The following is a 21,323-nucleotide window of genomic DNA, read 5'->3' on the forward strand; positions in this document are numbered from 1 at the left end:
CCTTTCTATTGCAGCAAGCCTGATGCCCGACCACGAACTGCCTAAGACCCGCTCCGGCGAACCGCGCGCTTTTTTTGGCCGGCGCTCGGGCAAGAAACTGCATGGCGGGCAGAAGGCGCAGGTGGCTGAACTCTTGCCCCAGGTCGAGATCGCTCTGTCGGACCGGCTTGATCCACGGGACCTGTTTCCCGGCGCAAAGCGGATCGTCACCGAGATCGGTTATGGTGGCGGTGAACACCTGGCCCGCAAGGCGGCTGAAGAACCCGAGACCGGCTTTATCGGCTGCGAGGTCTTTACCGGCGGCATTGGCAAGATGGTCCAGGCCATCGAGGCGCGGGGGCTGACCAATGTGCGGCTCTATACCGATGATGCGCTCAAACTGCTGGTGACCCTGCCCGAGGCTTCGGTGGACGCGGTCTACCTGCTCTATCCCGATCCCTGGCCCAAGACGCGCCACCATAAGCGCCGCTTTGTCTCGCCCACCACGCTTGGGGAACTGGCGCGGGTGATCCGGCCTGGTGGTCAGTTTCACTTCGCCACCGATATCGAGGATTATGCCAACTGGACGCTGGCCCATATCGTGCGCGAGCCGCTCTTTGCCTTCGCGCCCGAGGCGCCGGGCAGCTGGCACAATCCCTATCCGGGCTGGCTGCCGACCCGCTATGAGCAGAAGGCGCGGCGCGAGGGTCGCATGATCAGCTTCTATTTCAGCTTCACACGCGCCTGACTGTAACCATCCGGTCACCCTGACAAGCTTTCATGGCCGAGCGCTCTGGACCTTGGCGTCCCACGACCCATATCGGGGTCTTACGCCGCCGGAGACGTCCCCATGTCGCAGCCCCCCTCGCCCGATCACGCCAGCCAGGATCTGCTTGTGGTGCGGCCGAGCAAGTGGGCGCTGGTGGTGATTGTGCAATTGCGCAGCGGCACCATGCGGTTCAATGAACTGCGCCGCAATATGGGCGGGGTGCCGCAGAAATCACTGAGCCAGACCCTGCGGGAGCTGGAACGCGACGGCTTCGTCACCCGCACCGCCTTTGCCACCATCCCGCCGCGGGTCGACTACGAACTGACCGATCTGGGACAGGAATTGCTGGTGCTGGCCGACCAGTTCCAGCATTTCGCCCAGCGCAATCGCAATGCCGTGGAAGCGGCGCGGCGCCTGTTCGATGCCAGTGGTGACCGGGCCGGCTTCCAGGCGTAAAAGTTCGGGCGCCGCCATGTCTGGCGGCGCCGGGTGCGGATCAATCAGAGATTGACCACATCGAGCGTGACCGGGGTCAGATAAACCATGGTCTGCTTGCCGCCATCTTCAGTGACCAGCGCCACAAGATAGTCACCCCATTCCTCGACCGAAGAGGCGTCGATGCCCTTGTGCTGGAGCTGGGCCAGCACATAGTCCTGGTCAAAGCCATTGTCCGAGGGGGACGACGCCAGTGAGCCGGCGGCCATGGCGGGGGCTGCAATACCGGCAAGAGCAGCAATCGTAGCGAGAGCGATCACAGTGTTCTTGATCATGGGATGGAATATCCCTTCTGGTTTGAACGAACCGGAAATGATCACCCGCCCCGCGCCCTGCAAGCAGCCGGAATCGACTATTTTGCTCTTGAATCCGCGCGTGACGACCCGAGGGTTTGTCCGGGGAAATCAAGGGCTTTGAAGGAAACCCGGTTTCCTCAGGGAAACCAGGACGGGTCCTTGATACCTTGTGAAAGGCGCTGCCGGGCGAGCCCTGAATCGACCACTGGCACAGCATCAGGCGCCGATCTAGACGAAGCTCAGCTCCAGGCTGGCGGGACGGCGCTGGACGATCCGGGCGCTCCAATTGTGCCCGCTCGAAATCAGTTCGAGCGTGATGTCATCGGGCAGATCGCTGGTCGTGGCAATCTGAACCTCTGCGCCTTTATCCCACAGGGCCCGCACCGTGCAGTCGACCACCGAGCGCCGGTCATTGAACACCAGGCGTCCCGCCTTAAGCACACGGCGGCGCTCGATCGGTTCCACCAGCGTTGCCGTGGTGGTGCCGCGCCAACTCATCGTGGTGTTGCGCCCTGCGCCCTGGGCCTCGTAGAGTGCTTCATCGGCCTTGAGCAATACGCTGTCCAGATCGTCGCGTCCTGGATCGAGCGTGGCGACGCCAAAGCTGGCCGAGACCCGGATCGGCGGACGACTGCCGGGAAACTCCAAGACCCTCAGCGCATGTCGCAGCTTTTCGGCAACCGCCACAGCTGCCGGACCATCGGCGTCGGGCAGGATGGCGGCAAATTCCTCGCCGCCCAGCCGGCCCAAAATGTCGCTCTGCCGCAGGCCGGCCTGCGCTGCAGCAGCCACGGCTTTGAGCACCATGTCGCCACCGGCATGGCCGTAATTGTCATTGACCTTCTTGAAGTGGTCGATGTCGAAGGTGATGACCGAGAGCTGGCTGCGATGGCGGCGAGCCAGGGCCACATACTTGGCGGCATCGGCCTTGAAGGCGCGGCGCGTTGCAAGGCCGGTAAGGCCATCCATGGTCGCCAATTGGCGCAGTTCTAGTTCGCTCATCACCACCTGGGCCAATTCGTGCAGGATTTCTACCTCCCGTTCCGAGAAGGCGCGCGGACGGCTGTCGATGGCGCAGATCGTACCGATGATGTGGCCATCAGGGGTCACCAGCGGCATGCCGGCGTAAAAGCGCACGCCATTGTCAGCGGTCACGTGCGGATTGGCACGGAAGCGCGGATCCAGTGTCGCATCGTTGACAATGAGTGGGTCATGCGCCAACAGGGCGTGCTGGCAGAAACTGTCGCCGACGGGCACCTGGCTGTTGGGCGTGCCCAGGGCCGCCTTGTACCATTGCCGATGCCCATCGATCATGGTCACCAGTGCTGTCTCCACCCGGAACACCAGGCGCACCAGGTTGGCCACCCGGTCAAAGGCCGGTTCGGCAGGTGTGTCGAGTATGTCATAGCGGTCCAGCGCGTCGAGGCGCTCGGTGTCGCTGGCCGCGCTCAGTGTGGGCGATAGGGCTGGGAGGGTCATGGCCAGGCCTCCTGTTTCGAACCGGTTTTGCTGGCAAGCCTAGCGGCCAAACATGGCCTAAACTGAAACGGGCTGTTCCCGCCCTGGGCTTTTTCCGAACATTCTTTACGAGACCTTGCGCAGTGTCGAACACCTTGCCTTTCCCCCTATGGGGGTCTATAGGAGGGCCAACATCGTTGCTCTCATTCGAGAGTGGGTGCCGGAAGGCCCCCGCTCTTTTTGTTTATCTGCGGCCAGGTGCGCGCCATTTTGCGAGCAGCCGCCAAACCTGAACGACCTTCATGGCTTTCGATCTGAGCGAAAAGCGCTACATCAAGGAAAGCGGGCTCGAAGCCCGCGTTGCCTGCATTGTCGAGCCGGTGGCCAATGACCTCGGCTACGCGCTGGTGCGGATCAAGATCACCCCGGAAAACGGCTGCACCCTGCAGATCATGGCCGAGGACAAGAACGGCCGCTTCAACATCAATGATTGCGAGGCGCTCTCCAAGGATCTTTCGCCGGTGCTCGATGTGGAAGATCCCATCGACCGCGAATATCACCTGGAAGTCTCCTCCCCCGGTATCGATCGCCCGCTGGTGCGCAAGCGCGATTACGAGCGCTTCATCGGCCACGAGGCCAAGGTCGAGCTCTCCGACATGATCAATGGCCGGAAGCGCTTCCGCGGCGAAATCGGCCCGGTCGATGACGAAGGCGTCATCATCATCCTGCCCGATGCACCCGGCGGCACCGACCCCAATCACAAGCTCAGCTTCGCTTCCATTGCCGAAGCCAAGCTGGTCATGACCGACAAGCTCATGGACATGGCGCGCGCCGACCAGGAGCTGCACCCCATCGACGACGACGAGACCGAAACGGTCGAGTACGCCGACACTGAAGAAGTCTCTGAGGAGAAGAACTGAAATGGCCGTTAGCGCGAATCGCCTTGAGCTGTTGCAGATTGCCGATGCGGTCGCCCGCGAAAAGTCCATCGACCGCATGGTGGTGATCGAGGCGATGCAGGATGCCATGGAAAAGGCCGCCAAGGGCCGCTATGGCGCCGAGACCGAAATCAAGGTCGAGATTAACCCTAAGTCCGGCGAAACCCGGATGTGGCGCCTGCTCGAAATCGTCGAGGCCGTCGAAGAGCCGGGCCGCCAGGTCAATCTCAAGCTTGCCCAGGTCAAGAACCCGACCGCCAAGATCGGCGACTTCCTGACCGAGCCGCTGCCGCCCATGGAATTCGGCCGCATCGCCGCCCAGTCGGCCAAGCAGGTCATCGTCCAGAAGGTGCGCGACGCCGAGCGCGACCGCATGTTCGAGGAATATACCAACCGCGTCGGCGAGATCGTCAACGGCACCGTCAAGCGCGTCGAATATGGCAATGTGATCGTCGATCTGGGTCGTGGCGAAGCCATTATCCGGCGCGACGAACTGATCCCGCGCGAGCTGTTCCGTTATGGCGACCGCGTCCGCGCCTATATCTATGACGTGCGCCGCGAACAGCGCGGCCCGCAGATTTTTCTGTCGCGCACCCATCCCCAGTTCATGGCCAAGCTGTTCATGCAGGAAGTGCCGGAAATCTATGATGGCGTCATCACCATCCGCTCGATTGCCCGTGATCCTGGCAGCCGCGCCAAGATCGCCGTCACCTCCAATGATAGCTCCATCGACCCCGTTGGCGCCTGCGTTGGTATGCGCGGCTCCCGCGTTCAGGCTGTGGTTGCCGAATTGCAGGGCGAAAAGATCGACATCATTCCCTGGACCGATTCGATTGCCGACCTCGTGGTCTCGGCATTGCAGCCGGCCGATGTCGCCAAGGTGGTGCTCGACGAGCAGGCCGAGCGCATCGAGGTGGTTGTGCCCGACGAGCAACTGTCGCTCGCCATCGGCCGTCGGGGCCAGAATGTACGCCTTGCCAGCCAATTGATTGGTTGGGATATCGACATCCTGACCGAGCAGGAAGAGAGCGAACGGCGCCAGAAAGAATTCACTGAACGTTCGACCCTGTTCATGCAAGCCCTTGACGTTGACGAGATGGTTGCCCAGCTATTGGCTTCCGAAGGCTTTTCCTCGGTCGAGGAACTGGCCTATATCGAACCCAATGAGATCGCCTCGATTGAAGGGTTCGACGAGGAAACGGCCGGCGAAATCCAGAACCGCGCCACCGAATACCTGGCCGAGATCGACGCCAAGTTCGACGAAGAGCGCAAGGCGCTGGGCGTCCAGGACGAACTTTACGAGATCGCCGGTCTCAATGCCGCCATGCTGGTGTCATTGGGTAAGGAAGAGATCAAGTCGGTGGAAGATTTCGCTGGCTGCGCAGCCGACGATCTGGTCGGCTGGACGGAACGCAAGGATGGTGAGACCAAGCGCTTTGACGGCACCTTCAAGGACTTCCCCGTGTCGCGCGAGGAAGCCGAGGACATGATCATGCAGGCCCGCGTACGCGCCGGCTGGATCAGCGCCGAAGACCTTCCCGCCGAAGCTGGCGACGAAGGCGAAGGCTATGCCGAGGAGGAGGCGGTCTAAGGACCGCCTTCTGGGAGCACCCGGCCTTGGCCCGGAGCGCAGACATGGTTAGAACCTGTGCCTTGACCCGAGCAGAAATGCCGGTCGAGGCGCTGGTGCGTTTCGTGCTCGGGCCCGATGGGTCCATCGTGCCCGATGTCGATGCACGGGCCGAAGGTCGCGGAGTCTGGATCACGCTCAGCCACCAGGCGGTGGCCGAGGCGGTCAAGAAGAAAGCCTTCGCCAAGAGCCTCAAGGCACCGGTTACCGTGCCCGAGGACTTGGCGGATTTGACCCGGCTGCGGCTCGAACAGCGCCTGCTTTCAGCGCTGGGCATGACCAGGAAAGCCGGTCAGTTCATTTCCGGCGCCACCAAGGTCAAGTCCGCCATGCAGTCCGGCCAGGTGCTGGCGCTGCTAACCGCGACCGACGCGGCCGAGGACGGACGCAACAAGATGCTGGGAGCCCTCCGGGCTCTCAACCATGCGCGACACGAGGCGGGCCTCAGGGGTCCTGACGTGCCGCATTTTGAATCGCTCTCAAGTGTGCAAATGGGTTTGGCACTTGGGCTCGAAAATGTGATACATGCTGCCCTAACGACAGGGGCGGCAGCCCAATCGGCGGTGGACAAGGCCAATAGACTGGCCCGATACAACGCCCCAGCGATGGATGAACACACCGACCGCATTGCGGCGTCCGGTGTGCTTTTGCCCGCGGAACAGGACGAAAGACGATAGGAAGTATGGCTGATAACGACGACAAGCGTTCCGACGACACTGGCGCCAAGAAGACTCTGACCCTCAAGGGTGGCGCCGGGCTGGGCAATCGCCCCGGCGGGATGTCGCGTGGGCCTTCGCGCTCGACCGTGGTCGTGGAAAAACGCACGCGCATCGTGCCCAAGCCCGCTGGCGGCCCACCCGCTGGCAGCGGCCGCCCTGGTGCCCAGGGTGGCCGTCCGCAGGGCCGACCCATGCAGCAGCAGAACCGCGCACCCCTGGGGCTGAATGCCGCCGAAGCCGAGGCTCGCCGCCAGGCGCTGGCCATGGCCGGCGCCCGCCAGGCCGAAGACAGCGAGCGCTTTGCCGCCGAGGAAGCGCGCCGCATCGAGGATGACAATCGTCGCCGCCAGATTCGCGAGGAAGCTGCGCGCGCCGAACAAGAGCGCCGCCAGGCCGAAGAATCGCGCCAGGCCGAGCAGCCTGAAGCTCCGTCCTCCGAGCCCGAACAGGCGGCCCCGCGCGAGGAATTCGTGCCGGCCAGCCAGCGCAATCCCGGGCCCAGCGCAGTGCGTACGGTGGCCGGTCGTCCCGGCCAGCCGCCCCGCCCGTCGCGCGAACGTCCCCCTGCCGGGCGTCCGGGTGAAGGCGAACGACCCGCTTCGGCCCGTCCCTCCGGCAATACGCGCCCCGCAGGCACGGCCGGCCGCCCAGCTGGCGAACGTCGCCCTGCCGGCGCCGGCATGGCCCCGATTGGCAATGTGCCGCCAGCACCGCCCAGCGAAGCCGATGGCCGCAAGATCCGCACCGGCGCGCCGCAACAGCGTCCTACCACCGAAGCGGAAATGGAAAATGCCCGCCGGGCCTCGCGCGCTCAGCCCGAGCGCCCGACCCGTCGCGGCGCCAATGATTCCAATGCCCGTGGCCGCTTGACGGTCTCGAGCGCCACCACCGAAAGCGATCGCGACAAGGGGCCATCGCTGGCCGCCATGCGCCGCCGCCGCGACAAGAAAATGGGCCGCAACCAGCAGGATGCGCCCAAGCTCAGCCGCGAAGTGACCATCCCGGAAGCCATCACCGTCCAGGAACTGGCAAACCGCATGGCCGAGCGTTCGGTCACCGTCATCAAGATGCTGATGCAGCAGGGCACCATGGCAACGATCAACGATGTGATCGACGCCGACACCGCCGAACTGATCGCGTCCGAGCTCGGTCACACGGTCAAGCGCGTCTCCGAAGCCGACGTGGAGCAGGGGCTTTACGATCTGCCCTCCGACGACAATGTCGAGGACCTGGCCAATCGCGCGCCGGTCGTGACCATTATGGGCCACGTCGACCACGGCAAGACCAGCCTGCTCGACGCCATCCGCGAAGCCAATGTCGTGTCTGGCGAAGCCGGCGGAATCACCCAGCATATCGGCGCCTATCAGGTCGAAAAGAACGGCTCCAAGGTGACCTTCCTCGACACCCCGGGCCACGAGGCGTTCACCGCCATGCGTGCCCGCGGCGCCCAGGCGACCGACATTGCGGTCCTTGTCGTGGCTGCCGATGACGGCGTCATGCCCCAGACCATTGAATCCATTAAGCACGCCAAGGCAGCGGGCGTTCCGATTATCGTGGCCATCAACAAGATGGACAAGCCGGAAGCCAATCCCCAGCGCGTGCGCACCGAACTGCTCCAGCACGAGGTGTTCGTGGAATCCATGGGCGGCGACGTGCTCGACGTGGAGGTTTCGGCCAAGACCCAGGACGGTCTCGACAAGCTGGTCGAAACCATCCTGCTGCAGGCCGAGGTGCTCGAACTCCGGGCGCCTCATGATGGCCGTGCCGAAGGCCTGGTCATCGAAGCCAAGCTCGACAAGGGTCGCGGCGCCGTGGCCACCGTTCTGGTCCAGCGCGGCACGCTCAAGGTCGGCGACATTCTTGTTGCTGGCACTGAGTTTGCCCGTGTTCGTGCCCTGATCAACGACAAGGGCGAACAGGTCAAACTGGCCGGCCCCTCCATCCCGGTGGAAGTTCTGGGCTTTACCGGCGTCCCGAGTGCCGGCGACCGCTTCTCGGTGGTTGAAAACGAAGCGCGGGCCCGCGAAGTCACCGAATACCGTCAACGCGCCATCCGTGAGAAGACGGCCGGCGGCGGTGCGACGAGCCTTGAGCAGATGATGAACCAGCTCAAGATCGCTGGCATCTCCAAGTTCCCGCTGATCATCAAGGGTGACGTACAGGGTTCGGTGGAAGCCATCGTTGCCTCGCTCAACAAGCTCTCGACCGACGAAGTATCGGCTCAGATCCTGATGAGCGGCGTGGGCGGCATCACCGAAAGCGATGTTACCCTGGCCTCGGCCTCCAATGCCATTGTCATCGGCTTCAATGTCCGTGCCAACAAGCAGGCGCAGGAACTGGCCACCCGCGACGGCATCGAAATCCGCTACTACAACATCATCTACGACCTCGTGGATGACGTGAAGAATGCCATGAGCGGCCTGCTAGCTCCCGAACGGCGTGAAACCTTCATCGGTTACGCCAAGATCCTGGAAGTCTTCCAGATTACCAAGGTGGGCAAGGTCGCCGGCTGTCAGGTTACCGAGGGCCTCGTCGAACGCGGCGCCGGTGTGCGCCTCCTTCGCGACGATGTTGTCATCCACGAAGGCAAGCTCAAGACGCTCAAGCGCTTCAAGGACGAGGTTAAGGAAGTCCAGACCGGCCAGGAATGCGGCATGGCCTTCGAGAATTACGAAGACATCCGCGCCGGCGACGTCATCGAATGTTTCCGCGTCGAGACAGTGCAGCGCACGCTGTAGTCCGCATCTGTCGGATAGAGAATTGGAAAGGCGCGGTTTCGACCGCGCCTTTTTCATTCGTTCGGCCCGGACAGGAGCCGTTCGATATGCTGCACGATCTCGTCGCTCGTCATTCCGGCATCAATCGGTATGCCATAGGCAGGGTTCTTGCCGAGCAGGGCAGCGCACTCAGTGGACCGTCGCCGCTCGAAATCGGTCAGGCCTTCTCGCCCCTCTTCTTCCGCGCGTTGCAGGAGCCGTGATTGGATCACCTCAAGAGGCGCCACAAGGCAAAGGCGCTTGACCGGGGCGGTCGTGCGGAGGGCACCCGCAAACGTGTCGAGATAATCGAGATTGGTGAAAGTCATGGGTACGATGACGGTGCGTGCCCGCAAATGCACCAACCGGGCCTGGTGCACGATCAGCCGGCGCCAGAGCGCCATGTCCTGATAATCGCCGGGTTGCTGGCGGAGCCCAAGCGTCCATGGCGGGAGGCGACGCAGCACGAAGCCCACATGTTCCGGATCGGAAATGGCGGTACCGGGAATCTGCCGGGCGATCAGCCGCGCCGTGGTGGTCTTGCCGATGCCAAAGGACCCGTTGAGAAGAATGAACATGCGGGCCCCTGCCAGACTGAACTTCATTGTACACCGCATCCGGGCACACAAAAGGCCCGCTTCCTGTTGAGGAAACGGGCCTGGATATCGCCGGTGGCGGGTGACTACGGTGGGATCCGAACGCCGCCGGCAATTCTTGAATGAGGTCAGACCACCGGGGTAAAGCCCGGGGTGGCTACCGGACCCGTGCCCGGAGGTGCATTGATCACCGTCACCCGGGCGCCGACAGGCACGCGGGCATAGAGGTCGATAATATCCTGGTTCATCAGGCGCACGCAGCCCGACGAGACATTGGTACCGATCGTATAGGGCTCGATGGTGCCATGGATGCGAAACAGGGTGTCGCGGCCGCCCTTGTAGAGATAGAGCGCGCGCGGACCAAGCGGGTTTTCCGGACCCGGCTCCATGCCGCCGGCATAGGGGCCATAACGGTCGGGCTCGCGCTTGATCATCGACTGGGTTGGCGTCCAGCGCGGCCACTGTGCCTTGCGGCCAATGGTGGCATCGCCACGGAACACCAGGGCTTCGTCCTTGCCCACGCCGATGCCATAGCGCAGGGCGCGATTGTTCTCGAGGACCAGATAGAGGTAATGCGCCGGAGTATCGACAACCAGCGTGCCGGGGCGCTCTGAGGTGAAGTAGGGTACCTCCTGACGCCACCACTTCGGATCGACGCGCCTTAAATCCATGGCGGCGACCATGTAGGGCTCGCCCGTTACCGGCCCATACATGCGCTGGTAATAGGGATCGATCATGGGCTCCTGAACCACGGGCTGGCGGGTGGTGGAGCAGGCGGAAAGCGCGGTGGCGGAAAGACCGAGCAGGAACAGGCGGCGGGAAATCAAAACTAAAACCTCGGGCGGCAGGAGAACAGGTGGACGCCGTTGCGCGTCACGCTATTGAGTAACGCTTCATGGCCTTAACGTGACGCCAATGCGGCGGTTCCTCGCCGCAATGTGATGGAGGGGAGAGGTGTTGCGCGGATGTCACGCCTGCTGGTTGGTCATCTCAGCGATGACGCTGGCCAGGGCTGGTGCAGCGCCGGCGGCCTCGTGATCCACGCCGGGCAGCCGGCGGATGTCCGCCTTGGGAAGGAGTGCCTTGTAGAGATCCGGGTGATCGGCCGAGACAACATCGTCGGCCTCGCCCTGCAGCACGGCGAGCCGCCGCAATTGCTGCAGTGTTCCGATATCGGCCTCGGGAATGGCAAAATCTTGGAAATCCCAGCCCGCGACGCCCCAGAAGGGGCTGGCCAGCGTGATCACCCCAGAAGTTTTGCAGGCGGACCGAAACGACCGAGGGTTTGCAAGATGACCGACCACCCAGGGAATGGCCCACAAGCACCAGATCATCCTCGACAACGGCAATTTCCGCCTGGCAGGCGGCGATCCACGCCTCCGCATCGGGATTGTCCGGCTCGGGCATGATGGGCGCACGCAAACTCAAGGACCGTGAGAGTGCGGATTTCAGGCCTTCCAGCAGTTTGGAACTGCCTTCACCTGCCGATCGCGATCCTGCGCTGTGAACGAAAAGCACTGTCGTCATTGAAACCTCCCGACGGCCCCTGGCCGAATGGATATCGCCTTGGCGCGGAACGGTAGTGGACTAGCCGATCCATCCCGCTTTGATTGGCGACGAACCAGGGCTTTTGGTTTCGACATCGGATCGCAATCGGGATCGAACCAAAAGAAAAGGCCGGGCGAACCCGGCCTTTCCAACAAGTACAGTGGGAGCGTCAGCCTTACTCGGCAGCGTCTTCCTTGGCGCCGCCGGCGATTTCCTTGCCGGTTTCCTGGTCGACGATCTTCATCGACAGGCGGACCTTGCCACGTTCGTCAAAGCCGAGCAGCTTGACCCAGACCTTGTCGCCTTCCTTGACCACATCGGTGGTCTTGGCAACGCGCTGGTCCGCCAGTTGGCTGATGTGGACGAGGCCGTCCTTGGCACCGAAGAAGTTCACGAACGCGCCAAAATCTGCGGTCTTGACCACGGTGCCCTGGTAGATGGTGCCCACTTCCGGCTCGTCGGTGATCGAACGGATCCACTTGATGGCGGCTTCGATCTGCGAACCGTCCGAGGACGAGACCTTGACGGTGCCGTCGTCTTCAATGTTCACCTTGGCGCCGGTCTTTTCCACGATCTCGCGGATAACCTTGCCGCCGGTACCGATCACTTCACGGATCTTGTCGGTCGGGATCTTGAGCGTCTCGATGCGGGGCGCGAACTCGCCCACTTCGCCACGCGAGGCCGATAGGGCCTTGGCCATTTCACCCAGGATATGGATACGGCCGTCCTTGGCCTGGCCCAGGGCGATCTTCATGATCTCTTCGGTGATGCCGGCGATCTTGATGTCCATCTGGAGCGAGGTAACGCCCGCTTCCGTGCCGGCGACCTTGAAGTCCATATCACCCAGGTGATCTTCGTCACCCAGGATGTCGGAAAGGACGGCGAACTTTTCGCCCTCCAGGATCAGCCCCATGGCAATACCGGCCACCGGGCGCTTCATCGGCACGCCGGCATCCATCAGCGCCAGCGAGGTGCCGCAGACGGTTGCCATCGAGGACGAACCATTCGACTCGGTAATTTCCGAGACCACGCGCAGCGTGTAGGGGAACTCTTCCATCGACGGCCGGATCGGGTTGATGGCGCGCCAGGCGAGTTTGCCATGGCCGATCTCGCGACGGCCGGGCGAACCCATGCGGCCAGCTTCACCCACCGAATACGGAGGGAAGTTGTAGTGCAGGAGGAAGTTTTCCTTACGAGTGCCTTCGAGCGAGTCGATGAACTGCTCGTCATCGGCCGTGCCAAGGGTCGCAACCACCAGCGCCTGCGTTTCACCGCGGGTGAAGATGGCCGAGCCATGGGTGCGGGGCAGGACGCCCACTTCCGACACGATCGGGCGGACCGTGGTCAGGTCGCGGCCATCAATGCGCAGACCGGTGTCGAGCACGTTCCAGCGCACGACCTTGGCCTGCAGCGATTTGAACACCGCGCCGATGGTCTCGGCGGCATAGGTGCCATCCTCGATCTTTTCGGCGAACTTTTCCTTGACCTTGGCCTTGGCGGCGTCGACGGCGGCGTAGCGCTCTTCCTTCTTGGTCAGCTTGTAGGCCGCGCGCAGTTCGGTCTCGATAAAGCCGAGCATCTCGGCTTCCAGCGCCGAATTGTCTTCGGGTTCGAAATCGCGGGCGTCCTTGGCGGCCAGTTCGGCCAGCTGAATGATAGCGTCGATGACCTTGCGGCTCTCGCCATGGCCGAACATCACCGCGCCCAGCATCACTTCCTCGGAAAGCTCATGGGCTTCCGATTCAACCATCAGCACGGCGTCGGCAGTGCCGGCCATGACCAGGTCGAGCTTGCTGTCGCTGCGGCGGTCGACCGGGAGGTTGAGAACATATTCGCCATCCACATAACCGACGCGCGCGGCGCCGATCGGGCCCATGAAGGGCACGCCCGAAATGGTCAGCGCAGCCGAAGCGGCGACCATGGCCAACACGTCCGGATTGTTTTCCATGTCATGCTGGAGAACGGTGATGACCACCTGGGTCTCGTTCTTGTAGCCATCGGGGAACAGCGGGCGGATCGGGCGGTCGATGAGGCGCGAAGTCAGCGTCTCGTTTTCGGTCGGGCGGCCTTCGCGCTTGAAATAGCCGCCCGGGATCTTGCCGGCGGCGAAGTATTTTTCCTGGTAGTTCACGGTCAGCGGGAAGAAGTCGATGCCCGGCTTGGGCGACTTGGCGCTGACAACGGTGGCGAGCACGACGGTTTCGCCCAGCGTGGCGAACACAGCGCCATCGGCCTGGCGGGCCATCTTGCCCGTTTCGAGCGTCAGGGGCTGGCCGCCCCAGTTGAGCTCGACCTTGTGGTGATCAAACTTGATCGTCATGGAGTTCGTCTTTCCATTCTGCCCGGTTGCGCGGTAACGCGGGGCCAGGCTTTGCCCCACGAACGCCTCCGGTGTGCCCGCACTCGGCATCGCACCCTATGTGCGCGCCGGCTCAAAATCAGGCACGGGTTCATCTTTGGTGCGGACAGAACATGGACAAGACAATGAGCCTCTCCAGCGGCGGAAGAGGCCGATAATCCTGCCATGCTCCGGCGGCGCCGGCCTATGGCGCCGGGCTTGCGGCCCGGCCATGCCTTTGGGGGTATCCCAAACGGCGTTCCGGCGCGGAAGGCTTGCCCTCCGCGCCGGAAACGACTTGGTCTTAGCGACGCAGGCCTAGCTTTTCGATCAGCGTCCTGTAGCGGGCATCGTCCACCTTCTTGAGGTAGTCGAGCAGAGAGCGGCGGGTCGAAACCAGCTTCAGCAGGCCACGGCGGGAATGGTTATCCTTGTTGTGGCCCTTGAAGTGCTCGGTGAGGTTGGAGATGCGCTCGGACAGGATCGCAACCTGGACTTCCGGCGAACCGGTGTCATTGGTTGTGGTAGCGTATTCCTTGATGAGCGCAGTCTTGCGTTCCGCAGTAATCGACATCGGGCATATCCTTTCAAAAAGGGAGGATGTTGGCCGCCCCAGCCGGGATGTCGTCCAGGTGGGGCCGTGTAAACGCAGACCCTGGGCCAGAAGGCCCGGAAACCGGCTGGCGCTGCTATAGGGCAATCGGGGGTGAAAAGCCAGAATTTATTGGTCTGCGCGCGCCCTTGTACCATGAAGCGGATATTCCGGCGCCGGGTCGTGGACTCGCCCTACGCTCCGTCCGTTCGGCAGGGCCGAGTCTGCGTCAGGTTCCGGGGCCGGGCTCGTCCGGGCGGGCAGCGGCAAAATCCGGGTCAAGGGCAGTAAGTGGCACCTCGAACAGCCACTCGACGCCATCCTGATGGGTCACGCGATCGACCTGCGCCCCAAGCGCGCCGCCCACCATGGTGCGCAGCACGATAGTGCCGAAGCCCGAGCGCTCCCCCACGACCAGCGGACGCCCCAGATACTCGCGCCAGCGCATGGAGAGCATTTCGTCACTGGTTTTCCAGTGAAGCTCCAGCCGCCCTTCGGTCTCGGCAAAGGCACCATAGCGGGTGGCATTAGTGGCCAACTCATGCAGCGCCATGCCCAGGATTTGCGCGCCCTGCGGATTGATGCGCAGCGCCGGCCCGCCGATGTCCAGACGATCGGCTTCAGGCGGGCGGAACGGGGCGAGTTGCTGGTCGACGAGGTCGGCCAGCATCACCCCGGCGCGGCCATGGGCCAGCAGCAGGTCGGTAGAGCGCGCCAGGCCCATGATGCGTCGTTCCAGCGCCGTCACATAGGCAGGAATGTCGGTGGCGCCGCGCGCCGTCTGCTTGGCCATGGCGGCAATCACCGCCATCTGGTTCTTGGAGCGATGCGCCAGTTCGCGCATCAGGAAGCGGATGTCCCGGTCGGCAATCAGTCGCCGCTCGGATGCTTCGGCCAGCGCTTTGGAGACTTCGGCGATTTCCTTGACCGGATAGCTGCGCGGATAGACCGCCTCGCCTTGTCCCAGCCGGGTTGCATCCAGTTGCAATCCCTTGACCGAGCCGCCGATGCGACCGGCAATAAGGAAAGCGACCCCCGAAGCGCTGAAAGCGATCAGCAGGCCCCAGAGGGCCAGTTGCAGCAAGGATTGCTGCAGGGGTCGCTGCACCTGGCTGGCCGCAGCCCAGGCAACGATGCGCCAGCCCGTATAGCCGGAGCGCCATTCCGCGGTGACGACGCGCTCGCCATTGAACTGCTCCTGCACCCAGACATCCCCGGGGATGTCATCGGGAGACTGCCTGATCGGCAGCACGGTGCCAATTTCAAGTCCCGCACTCGAGGTGGCCGCAAGGACGGCATTATTGGTATCGACCAGCGCGGCATGCCAGCCTTCGGGCAACTGCCGCGATTGCAGGGCGGGAGCAAGATTCTGAGCGTTCTGGGTCAGGCTCAGGAGGCGGACGGGGGCGGCATCGGGAACTGGCAACCACACATTGAATACATAGGCCTGCGCGACCTGACCGAAGAACAGCGGCGAAATGGTCGCCACGCCACGTTCCATGGCGCGCTCCGCGGTTTCGGGGTCAGATGTCGGACCGAGAGGGGTACCGAAGGCGACGCGGGTGTTGAAAATTTGCATCCGATCATCATCGAACCCAATGAGATAGGATCCGGTCCCCGCCAATGCGGTGACACTGCGTTCGTGGAATGTGGCAAAGTCGCCTTCCTGCAGAGACTGGCTGGTGGAAAGCACCCGCAGCGTGGTCGCCATGCCGGTAATCTCGCGATCAACCGACTGTCCCATCGCCTGAACGGTGGTGTTGGTCAGCGCCGCTAAGACGCTCTGCTGGGCATCATTAGTGCTGTTGAGCAGCACCAGCGCCACGGCCAGCGCTGGGATGAGAATGGCAAGCACCAGAGCGATCAAATAAACCGCAATGGGTCGCCCACGCTCTCGCGATGCCTGCTTATTTGGGACGGTAGCGTCCACCATGCGCCCCAGCTTTCCTTGAAAGGGCCGCGGCGCGAGCCGTGGCCGGATACTCAATATTTGGCGCTTGAATCGCTGGCCGGAAAGCTTTCGTCCACCGCCTCGTCGGTCTTGTCCCACTTTTCAGGCTTGTCCGCCATCTCATCAGGTCCGGAATTGCGCACCTGAACGGGAGAATCTTTTGGGCCTGGCTTCTGGCCGTCGCGCAGGGCGGCCGCCTCGTCAGATTTTTGCTCTGTCTTGGTCATGATGGTCTTCCTTTGAACCTGTACAACACGCCAGAGCCAAGGCGGTTGCAGGGGCATGGCATCCAAATGCAGGCTCTGGTAAACAGCGCCCATGACCAAGACCGATACCGCACATCTGACCTCCCATAAGCGGGTGTTCATCAAGACTTATGGCTGTCAGATGAATGTCTATGACAGCGACCGCATGGCCGATGCCCTGGCCCCGCACGGGTATACGCCTACTCAGGAGGTCGCCGAGGCGGACCTGGTGCTGCTCAACACCTGTCACATTCGCGAGAAGGCGAGTGAGAAGGTGTTTTCCGAACTAGGCCGCCTGAAGGAAGTCCAGGGCGAGCGCCGCGCTGCCGGCGCCGACATGATGATCGGCGTGGCCGGTTGCGTGGCCCAGGCCGAAGGCGAGGAAATCGCCCGCCGTGCCCCCATGGTCGACTTGGTCTTCGGGCCGCAGGCCTATCATCGCCTGCCCGACATGCTGGCGCGGGCCGAAAGCCAGCGTCACCTGCACCCGAGCCTCAAGAAGGCTGTGGTCGATACCGACTTCCCCGAAGAAGACAAGTTCGCCCACCTGCCAGCGGCAAAAAAAGAAGTGACCATCAGGCGCGGACTAACAGCCTTCCTGACGGTTCAGGAAGGCTGCGACAAGTTCTGCTCGTTCTGCGTCGTGCCTTATACCCGCGGCGCCGAGGTTTCGCGTCCCGTGGCACAAGTTCTGGCCGAGGCGCGCGGCCTAGTCGATGCCGGGGTCAAGGAAATCACGCTGCTTGGCCAGAACGTCAACGCGTATCATGGTGCCGACGCAGCCGGGCGCAGCGTGGGGCTGGGCGAGTTGGCCTACCTTCTCGCCGAAATCCAGGGCCTTGAGCGCCTGCGCTATACCACCAGCCATCCGCGCGACATGGATGACGCGCTGATCGCCGCCCATCGCGACCTGCCGCTGCTGATGCCATACCTCCACCTGCCGGTGCAGTCCGGTTCGGATCGCATTCTCAAAGCGATGAACCGCAGGCATACTGCCGCCGAGTATCTGGCGTTGATCGAGAAGATTAAGGCCGCCCGGCCCGACATGGCCCTTTCGGGCGATTTCATCGTCGGCTTCCCTGGCGAAACCGACCAGGATTTCGAGGATACGCTGAGCATTATCCGCGAAACCGGCTATGCCTCAGCCTATTCCTTCAAGTACTCCACCCGTCCCGGAACGCCCGGTGCCAATTTGGGTGACCAGATTGCCGAGGAGGTGAAAACCGAGCGGCTCCATCGGCTGCAGGATCTGGTTACCCAGCAGACCAATGACTTCCATGCCTCCTGCGTGGGCAAGGTATTGCCGGTACTGATTGAGCGCCGCGGTCGCATGCCGGGCCAGGTCGGCGGTCGCTCACCCTATTTGCAGGCGGTGCATCTGGAGGGATCAGTCGATCTCATCGGCGCCATTCACGAAGTGGAAATCGTCGGCACCAGCACCAATTCGCTGGTGGGGCGGCTGAAGCGGGCCGTGGCGGCGTGATACCGTGCCCATGCGTGCGGGGCACTATTGGGGCCGGGTAAAATGGTCTTCAAGATGCTCCACGATTGGCGCGAAGCGGGGTTTCTCCGAGGCAGGAAAGGTGATCTCGAAAGCGGAAAAGCTTTCCTGGTTCTCCGAGAACATGACCTTGGTGTAAAAAATCGTCTGCTCGCCTGGTTCGGTTGGCACGTAAAAACCTGACAGGACGAACCAGGACCGGTCGCCGGCACGATAGGTAATCTCGCTGATGCCGGGTCCGGTGGCCAGCCGATCCTCAAGCGTCTCGCGATCAAGACCGACCGCCGGTCCTCCGTAAAGCCGCAGCGTCGCCGTTCCGTCGCGTTGCAGGAGCGTGGTCCCCGGCGTTTCGCTTTCGGGCTGTACGATGAACAGGCCCAGTGGCAATTGCGCTGAAAACTTGAATTCATGATCGGTATAGGTTCGCCAGCCCGCATCCAACTCTTGCGCGGAGGCCGGAACGGTCAAAAGCAACAGCATGGCGACGATGGCGCTGAGTTTTTTCGCGGGCATGGTTTTCTCCGGACGCAAATTGCTTGTGCCTTTGAGAAATGCACGATGGCGAACCACGTTCCGCTGACTTCCATTGCTGGGACCGCCGTCACAATATTGCTACAGACAGCGAACCCAAATCAGCCTAGCCTCGTTGTGGTCCGGGCGACGCGCTCCGCTTCGCCCCCTTCGGGAGCCGAGAAAGTTTGAGCAGGCACTTGCCACCCACCGCCGATAACGCCCTCGCATCGCAACTCGAACTCGCCTTTGAAGACAATCGCCTGGCTGCCCAGCTCTATGGCGATTTCGACCAGAACCTCGCCCTCATCGAACAGCGCCTTGCCGTGTCGGCCACGCCACGCGGCAATCATGTGCTTTTGAAGGGCGCGGCCAGCAAGGTCGATCAGGCGCGCCGGGTTCTGGAATCGCTCTATGCCGGCCTCGAAGAGGGCCGCACCATGGACATTGCCGACGTCGATGCTGTCATCCGCATGATCGAGACCGAGGACAGCCAGTTGACGCTCCCCACCCTGGAGCGCAAGGGCAAGGTCCGCATGGCCCAGATCGCCACGCGCAAATCCACCATTGTCGCCCGCACGCCCGCCCAGGACGCCTATATGCGCGCCATGGAGCGGAGCGAGCTGGTCTTCGGTATTGGTCCAGCCGGCACCGGCAAGACTTATCTGGCGGTGGCCCATGCGGCATCATTGCTCGAGCGCGGCGATATCAACCGCATCATCCTCTCCCGCCCCGCTGTCGAAGCGGGCGAGCGTCTCGGCTTCCTGCCCGGCGATTTGAAGGAAAAGGTCGATCCCTATCTGCGCCCGCTCTATGACGCGCTCTATGACATGATGAAGCCCGAAAATGTCGAGCGCTGCATCACCTCGGGCATTATCGAAGTGGCCCCGCTCGCCTTCATGCGCGGACGAACCCTCTCCAATGCCGTCGTCATTCTCGACGAGGCGCAGAACACCACATCCATGCAGATGAAGATGTTCCTGACCCGCCTTGGCGAGAACTCCAAGATGATCGTTACCGGCGACCCTACTCAGGTAGACCTGCCGCGCGGCGAGAGATCGGGCTTGGTCGAAGCCGTCAACCTGCTCGATGGCGTCGAGGGTGTGCACGTGTCGCGGTTCAACGACAAGGACGTGGTGCGCCATGCGCTTGTCGGGCGCATCGTCAGGGCCTATGAAGCCGACACCGCCCGGCGCCTCGCCGAAAAGGACGGGGACAAGGAAGGGCTGGCGCGGACACTGGGCGCCTTGCCCCGGAGCTGAGCCGAACGCCGATGCCGTCATTGCCGCCGCTGGAAATCGCCGTCATCCGCAATGCGGATGGCTGGCCCGAGCACTTTGACTTGCTTGCCGAGAAGGCGGTGCTGGCGGCCCTCGCCGGCGCCGGGGCCCGTGTGAAAGGCGCAGCAGAAATTTCCGTGCTTTTGACCAACGATGTAGAACAGCGCGAACTCAATGCGCAATGGCGCGGAAAAGACAGCGCCACCAATGTCTTGAGCTTCCCCCAGATCGAGCCCTTCGGCCCGGTCATGGGCCTTCTGGGTGACATCACCCTGGCACGCGAAACCCTGGAGCGCGAGGCCTTGGATTTGGGCAAGAGCCTTGATGATCATTTCACCCACCTTATGGTGCATGGATTTCTCCACATTTTAGGGTATGATCACATTGATGAGGATCAGGCCCTTCAAATGGAGGGGTTGGAGACCCAGATACTGGCGGGGCTTGGGATCGATGATCCCTATGCCGATTGACGCCGGGGTGCCTTGAAGAAAAGTGGACGTCACTTTTCGGGATTTAAGGCGTCACCAAGTGACCTGGAGGCTCTTGGGTCTCCAGCCAGGGAACCCCTGACGTTCAGGGGCATTTTCCGTCCCTACGAACTTTTAGAAGCCGTGATTGTTTGCGGCACGAGATGAATGAACGATAGCGATTCGATGGCCCTACGGGTGGCCGAAAACCCGGAACCTCCTTCTAGTCCCGCCTCCGCCGCAGTGCGGGGGCCGAGCCTGTGGAGCCGTATCAGGGGGCTGATGGCCCGCACCACGGTCTCCATTCGCGATGACCTGCAGGAAGCCCTGGACGACACCGGCAGCGCCGAACCCGGCGACTTTTCGGAAAGCGAACGGCTGATTCTGCAAAATGTCCTGAAGCTTTCCAAGGTGTCGATCGACGACGTCATGGTGGAGCGTTCCGACATCCAGGCGGTATCCTCCGACATCAATCTGGGTACGCTGCTCGCCCGCTTCCGCCAGGTCGGCCATTCGCGCCTGCCGGTCTATGAGGACGGGCTCGACAACATCCTGGGTTTCATCCACATTAAGGATGCCCTGTCGCGCATTACCGAGCCTGTGACGGACCCTGAAAAGGAAGTCCCGGTCAAACTGCTCTCCACGGTCCTGCGCCAGAAGATCGGCAAGCTCTCTATCCTCCGTCCAGCCATGTTCGTGCCCACCTTCATGCCGGCGGCGGATCTACTGCAATCCATGCGTGCCAGCCGCACCCATATGGCCATCGTGGTCGACGAATATGGCGGCACCGATGGTCTGGTGACCATCGAGGACCTGCTTGAAGCCGTGGTTGGCGAGATCGAGGACGAGCACGACGAGACCGAGGCCGCGCTGATCCGCAAGGTCAGCGAGGACACCTATGTAGCCAATGCCCGCGCCGAGCTCGAAGACGTGCAGGCCATGATCGGCCCCGATTTTGATCCGGGCGACCATGCCGAGGACGTCGACACCATTGGCGGGCTGGTTTTTGACCTTGCCGGCCACGTGCCCAAGCGCGGCGAGCGCATCAATGGGATCAAGGGGTTCGAGTTTGAGGTTCTGGCAGCTGACAGTCGCCGCGTCAAACGCCTGCGCATTCACCGTAAGCGCGATCAGATCGTCGCCATCGAGCCGCTGGCCATTACGGACCAGCGTCCGATCAGCGAGAAGCAGGCCGCCGAGTGAGGCAGCAAGCCCAGCCTGCCATGTAAAACCTTGTGTCACCCCCGCGAAAGCG

20 protein-coding genes are annotated in these 21,323 nt (G+C 62.6%); 10 read left to right on the forward strand and 10 right to left on the reverse strand.

Features of this window, described 5'->3' with window-relative positions; genetic code table 11:
- Positions 1-22 precede the first annotated feature (22 nt).
- Both trmB and ACXYMS_RS14610 read left to right on the forward strand, forming a co-directional pair.
- Positions 23-727, forward strand: a complete 705-nt coding sequence (gene trmB, locus ACXYMS_RS14605; RefSeq protein ID WP_458907432.1) for a tRNA (guanosine(46)-N7)-methyltransferase TrmB — start codon at positions 23-25, stop codon at positions 725-727.
- Between the two features lie 102 nt (positions 728-829).
- Entirely contained in the window at positions 830-1,204 is a 375-nt protein-coding gene (locus tag ACXYMS_RS14610) for a winged helix-turn-helix transcriptional regulator (RefSeq protein ID WP_458907434.1), read from the forward strand.
- A 44-nt stretch (positions 1,205-1,248) separates the two neighbouring features.
- Here the strand turns inward: ACXYMS_RS14610 and ACXYMS_RS14615 are convergent, their stop codons facing one another.
- Both ACXYMS_RS14615 and ACXYMS_RS14620 read right to left on the reverse strand, forming a co-directional pair.
- Positions 1,249-1,518, reverse strand: a complete 270-nt coding sequence (locus ACXYMS_RS14615) for a PepSY domain-containing protein (RefSeq protein WP_458907435.1) — start codon at positions 1,516-1,518, stop codon at positions 1,249-1,251.
- Between the two features lie 249 nt (positions 1,519-1,767).
- Positions 1,768-3,018: a GGDEF domain-containing protein gene (locus tag ACXYMS_RS14620; protein WP_458907437.1), complete on the reverse strand. Its 1,251-nt coding sequence runs from the start codon at positions 3,016-3,018 to the stop codon at positions 1,768-1,770.
- Positions 3,019-3,299: 281 nt separating this feature from the next.
- Between ACXYMS_RS14620 and rimP the strand changes: the two genes are divergently transcribed.
- The 4 genes from rimP to infB are packed head-to-tail and all read left to right on the forward strand — an operon-like array spanning position 3,300 to position 9,022.
- Positions 3,300-3,917: a ribosome maturation factor RimP gene (gene rimP / locus ACXYMS_RS14625; protein ID WP_458907439.1), complete on the forward strand. Its 618-nt coding sequence runs from the start codon at positions 3,300-3,302 to the stop codon at positions 3,915-3,917.
- Position 3,918: 1 nt separating this feature from the next.
- Positions 3,919-5,526, forward strand: coding sequence for a transcription termination factor NusA (nusA, locus tag ACXYMS_RS14630; RefSeq protein WP_458907441.1), 1,608 nt, complete (start codon positions 3,919-3,921; stop codon positions 5,524-5,526).
- Between the two features lie 44 nt (positions 5,527-5,570).
- Positions 5,571-6,242: an RNA-binding protein gene (locus tag ACXYMS_RS14635; protein ID WP_458907443.1), complete on the forward strand. Its 672-nt coding sequence runs from the start codon at positions 5,571-5,573 to the stop codon at positions 6,240-6,242.
- Between the two features lie 5 nt (positions 6,243-6,247).
- Positions 6,248-9,022, forward strand: a complete 2,775-nt coding sequence (gene infB / locus ACXYMS_RS14640) for a translation initiation factor IF-2 (protein WP_458907445.1) — start codon at positions 6,248-6,250, stop codon at positions 9,020-9,022.
- Between the two features lie 53 nt (positions 9,023-9,075).
- Here infB and ACXYMS_RS14645 read toward each other — a convergent pair whose 3' ends face one another.
- The 7 genes from ACXYMS_RS14645 to ACXYMS_RS14675 form a co-directional block, all read right to left on the reverse strand.
- Entirely contained in the window at positions 9,076-9,645 is a 570-nt protein-coding gene (locus ACXYMS_RS14645; RefSeq protein ID WP_458907447.1) for an AAA family ATPase, read from the reverse strand.
- A gap of 119 nt (positions 9,646-9,764) precedes the next feature.
- The gene (locus ACXYMS_RS14650) at positions 9,765-10,463 is read right to left on the reverse strand and encodes a L,D-transpeptidase (RefSeq protein ID WP_458907448.1); all 699 of its coding nucleotides are present in this window, start codon (positions 10,461-10,463) and stop codon (positions 9,765-9,767) included.
- 141 nt (positions 10,464-10,604) lie between these two features.
- Positions 10,605-10,883: a hypothetical protein gene (locus tag ACXYMS_RS14655; protein ID WP_458907450.1), complete on the reverse strand. Its 279-nt coding sequence runs from the start codon at positions 10,881-10,883 to the stop codon at positions 10,605-10,607.
- A 476-nt stretch (positions 10,884-11,359) separates the two neighbouring features.
- Positions 11,360-13,504 (reverse strand): polyribonucleotide nucleotidyltransferase, encoded by a 2,145-nt coding sequence (gene pnp / locus ACXYMS_RS14660; RefSeq protein ID WP_458907452.1) that lies wholly within the window; start codon positions 13,502-13,504, stop codon positions 11,360-11,362.
- 322 nt (positions 13,505-13,826) lie between these two features.
- Positions 13,827-14,174 carry a 30S ribosomal protein S15 gene (rpsO, locus tag ACXYMS_RS14665; RefSeq protein WP_458907808.1) on the reverse strand — a complete coding sequence of 116 codons (348 nt, stop codon included), beginning with the start codon at positions 14,172-14,174 and terminating at the stop codon, positions 13,827-13,829.
- Between the two features lie 169 nt (positions 14,175-14,343).
- A complete protein-coding gene (locus ACXYMS_RS14670; protein ID WP_458907454.1) occupies positions 14,344-15,969 on the reverse strand; it encodes a sensor histidine kinase in 1,626 nt (541 codons plus the stop codon).
- Positions 15,970-16,097: 128 nt separating this feature from the next.
- Complete coding sequence (locus ACXYMS_RS14675) at positions 16,098-16,385, reverse strand: hypothetical protein (RefSeq protein ID WP_458907455.1); 288 nt, start codon at positions 16,383-16,385, stop codon at positions 16,098-16,100.
- Here ACXYMS_RS14675 and miaB point away from each other — a divergent pair.
- Entirely contained in the window at positions 16,384-17,793 is a 1,410-nt protein-coding gene (miaB, locus tag ACXYMS_RS14680; RefSeq protein WP_458907456.1) for a tRNA (N6-isopentenyl adenosine(37)-C2)-methylthiotransferase MiaB, read from the forward strand. The genes ACXYMS_RS14675 and miaB overlap by 2 nt on opposite strands.
- Before the next feature lie 24 nt (positions 17,794-17,817).
- Here the strand turns inward: miaB and ACXYMS_RS14685 are convergent, their stop codons facing one another.
- Complete coding sequence (locus ACXYMS_RS14685; RefSeq protein ID WP_458907458.1) at positions 17,818-18,324, reverse strand: hypothetical protein; 507 nt, start codon at positions 18,322-18,324, stop codon at positions 17,818-17,820.
- A gap of 197 nt (positions 18,325-18,521) precedes the next feature.
- Between ACXYMS_RS14685 and ACXYMS_RS14690 the strand changes: the two genes are divergently transcribed.
- The 3 genes from ACXYMS_RS14690 (at position 18,522) to ACXYMS_RS14700 (ending at position 21,271) form a co-directional block, all read left to right on the forward strand.
- Positions 18,522-19,583: a PhoH family protein gene (locus tag ACXYMS_RS14690; RefSeq protein ID WP_458907460.1), complete on the forward strand. Its 1,062-nt coding sequence runs from the start codon at positions 18,522-18,524 to the stop codon at positions 19,581-19,583.
- Positions 19,584-19,594: 11 nt separating this feature from the next.
- A complete protein-coding gene (gene ybeY, locus ACXYMS_RS14695; protein ID WP_458907462.1) occupies positions 19,595-20,071 on the forward strand; it encodes an rRNA maturation RNase YbeY in 477 nt (158 codons plus the stop codon).
- Between the two features lie 165 nt (positions 20,072-20,236).
- On the forward strand, positions 20,237-21,271 hold the full coding sequence (locus ACXYMS_RS14700; RefSeq protein ID WP_458907464.1) for a hemolysin family protein: 1,035 nt from the start codon (positions 20,237-20,239) through the stop codon (positions 21,269-21,271).
- Positions 21,272-21,323 lie beyond the last annotated feature (52 nt).

The organism is Devosia sp. CAU 1758, assembly GCF_054482695.1.